5 protein-coding genes are annotated in these 2,690 nt (G+C 70.8%); 2 read left to right on the forward strand and 3 right to left on the reverse strand.

The features are described 5' to 3' along the window. A partial coding sequence (locus tag AB0G02_RS34460) for a hypothetical protein (protein WP_360802863.1) occupies positions 1-192 on the forward strand: 192 nt, incomplete at its 5' end. Positions 193-243: 51 nt separating this feature from the next. Further along, positions 244-741, forward strand: a complete 498-nt coding sequence (locus AB0G02_RS34465; RefSeq protein ID WP_360802866.1) for a DoxX family protein — start codon at positions 244-246, stop codon at positions 739-741. An 81-nt stretch (positions 742-822) separates the two neighbouring features. Here AB0G02_RS34465 and AB0G02_RS34470 read toward each other — a convergent pair whose 3' ends face one another. From AB0G02_RS34470 to AB0G02_RS34480, 3 genes are all read right to left on the reverse strand, one after another. Beyond that, positions 823-1,149, reverse strand: a complete 327-nt coding sequence (locus AB0G02_RS34470) for a DUF1540 domain-containing protein (protein ID WP_360802869.1) — start codon at positions 1,147-1,149, stop codon at positions 823-825. Between the two features lie 180 nt (positions 1,150-1,329). After that, positions 1,330-1,803 (reverse strand): SRPBCC family protein, encoded by a 474-nt coding sequence (locus AB0G02_RS34475; protein WP_360802872.1) that lies wholly within the window; start codon positions 1,801-1,803, stop codon positions 1,330-1,332. A 54-nt stretch (positions 1,804-1,857) separates the two neighbouring features. Continuing rightward, the gene (locus AB0G02_RS34480) at positions 1,858-2,586 is read right to left on the reverse strand and encodes a right-handed parallel beta-helix repeat-containing protein (RefSeq protein WP_360802875.1); all 729 of its coding nucleotides are present in this window, start codon (positions 2,584-2,586) and stop codon (positions 1,858-1,860) included. Between the last annotated feature and the right edge of the window lie 104 nt (positions 2,587-2,690).

A 2,690-nucleotide genomic window follows, 5' to 3' on the forward strand; every position in this document is an offset into this window, starting at 1 on the left:
GTGGCCACGGCGTTCCCGGAGGCGACCGCGGAGGCCCGGGACCGGGCAAGCGCCGTCGACTGGGGTCCGACGGTGCGCCCGCACCTGGACCGGGCGCTGGACGTGGTCGCGGAACAGGTGCTGCGGACCGACGAGACGTTGCGGTCGTTGGGCACCGCGCTCACGACGGCCCGTCGCTCCGGGGACCGGTAGGGGTCGATCGACAGCGGTCGACCGATGGGGGGAAGCCATGAGGGGGATGCCATGAGCAGGGAACTGACCAGACCACCGGACGCCGATCGCCCGCCGCCGCCCGCCGGGTCGTTGCGCGAGTCGGTGACGGGCGCGGTGTCACGGCTGGTGGACGGCGCGCTGGACCGGAGCGTCCCGCTGCTGCGGATCGGGCTGGGCGTGGTGTTCGTGTGGTTCGGCGTGCTGAAGGTCGCGGGGGCGTCCCCGGTGCACGACCTGGTCGCGGACACCGTGCCGGTGCTGCCGGCGGTCTGGTTCGTGCCGGTGGTGGGCGTGTTCGAGGTGCTGGCGGGCCTGGCGCTGCTCGTGGCGGTCCAGGTGAAGCCCGTCGCGGCGCTGGTCGCGCTGCACCTGCTGGGCACGTTCCTCGTCTTCGTGGTGCAGCCGGCCGTGACGTTCCGCTTCGGCAACCCGCTGCAGCTGACCGTCACCGGTGAGTTCGTGCTGAAGAACCTGGTGCTGCTGGCCGCCGCGCTCGTGGTGGCACGGCACCACACCAGGCGGCGCTGAGACGCCGTCCCGGTCCGCCGTCGGTCGGTCAGCTCTGAGGGGTGCTGACCGCCCGGCGGCGGGCGTGCGCCGGGCGGGCTCCTAGAACGCCGTGGAGGTCGTGGCGCTCGGCTCCCTGGTGTAGGTGAGGCAGTTGGCGGCGTGGTCGCCCTGGCCGGGCCCGACCCGCACGCCGCTCGCGGTGCACTCCAGCTCGCGGTTGTGCACGCAGTCCGTGCGCGAGCACGCGCCCACCTGGGCGACGACCTTCGACAGGCCCCCCTTGCGGGCGAGGGGGATGAACGTCCCGCAGTCGGCGGCCCCGTTGGCACCGTTCACGGTGATCGCGAAAGCGTGACAACCATCGTGGTTGTACGAACAACCCGTGACCGTGCACTCGTTGACGGCCGGCATTTCCGTGGTGGTCATGACCGCTCCTCTGGGCAGCAGTTTCCTGGGAGGAACGGTGCCACCGGCCACCGGTACCCGCAACACGAAATCATTGAGGGGAGCCTAACCTAAAAGCCGAAAAACGATTCGTATCAGCCTCAGGAAAATAGGCTTCAAGATTCGCAAACCCACCTGGGACGCCAACGCGACGGCCCGTGCTCAGCCCGCCTCGTGCACCTCTTCGACCACGGCCTTCAGCCGGGCGAGGGTGCGTTCGATGTTGCGCTGGTTCTGCACGTCCCGGTCGTGCACGCCGGTCGCCAGCACGGTCAGCGGTCGGAACCACGTCGGACGCCGGTCCCACGTGCTCTCGGTGACGCGGCAGCCCGTGGCGGTCGGCTCGATGTCGTACTGCCAGCGCGACACGGGCACCCCGAACGACCGCACGTCGAACGCGAACCTGGTCGGCCCGGCGTCGGTCACCGTCGAGACGGTGCGCCAGATCCGCCACCCGCGCCGGTTCGCCCCGACGAACCGCGCGCCCACCGCCGGACCCGCCGCCGGGGCGAGCCACCGCCCACCGGAGTACTCCTCGGCCAGGTCGGCCAGGCCACGCAAGTCGCTCACCAGGGCGTACACGCGGTCGACGCCGGCATCGACCTCGACCTGCGCCCGCGCGTTCGGTTCGGTCACGACCGCAACCTAGCCGAACGGCCACCGGCGGATAAGCCTTGTGAGGCCGGCAACTCAGGGCGTCACCGGGATGTTCGTCAGGCCGTTCACCGCCCGCGTGACGGTGTTGGACGCGTGCACGACGTTCGGCAGCTCCGGGCACTTCGACGTGGACGTGATCCGGATGGCGTACTGCCCGACCCCACCGAGGTCGGAGCGGTTGTCCCGCCACACGTTGCCGCACCCGTTCGGCAGCGACGGCGTGGTGGCCGGGTTGTGCGTCTCGTAGCCGTTGGCGAACGTGCCCGGCACGGCGAACGTGCCGGTGTTGCCCTCGACCAGGTAGCCGGTGCCCTTGACGTCGACCCACGAGTCCGCCGAGTTCTGGCCGGAGATGCCCGTGCCGTCGAACGTGTTGCCCCGGATGACGCCGTCGGACGTGCCCTCCTTGACGTCGACGTGCTCGGCCGCGACGCCGGGACCGATGCGGTTGCCCAGCACCTGCACGCGGTCGCTGCGGTCGACGCCGCCGGAGTTGCCGTGGCACGCCCAGTTCGAGCTCGCCGATCCGATGTAGACGGCCTCGCCGTACCCCGGCTGCACGAGTCCCGTGTCGGTGATGGCGGAGTCGCGCAGCACGCTGTCCGACGACGAGCGCCGGAAGTGCACGGCCTCCTCCTCGACGTGGTCCACGCGCACGCCGTCGATCACGGTGTGGTGCGAGTTGTCCACGACGATGCCCTTCTTCGAGTCCCGCACGGTGAAGCCGGTCAGGTTCCAGTGCGGCGCGTCGTGCAGCCACAGCCCGTAGCCGGGGTCCCAGCCGGGAGTCGGGGATCGCGATGATCATGGTCGAGCACGACAGGGGCCTGGTGATGGACCTGGCCGACCGGGTGATGGTGCTGGAC

The sequence above is a fragment of the Actinosynnema sp. NPDC023658 genome (assembly GCF_040639995.1).
Classification (GTDB): domain Bacteria; phylum Actinomycetota; class Actinomycetes; order Mycobacteriales; family Pseudonocardiaceae; genus Actinosynnema.

Coding starts and splice junctions, on each gene's coding strand:
- AB0G02_RS34465 (WP_360802866.1), top strand. CDS start 244: ATGAGCAGGGAACTGACCAGACCACCGGACGCCGATCGCCCGCCGCCG.
- AB0G02_RS34470 (WP_360802869.1), bottom strand. CDS start 1,149: ATGACCACCACGGAAATGCCGGCCGTCAACGAGTGCACGGTCACGGGT.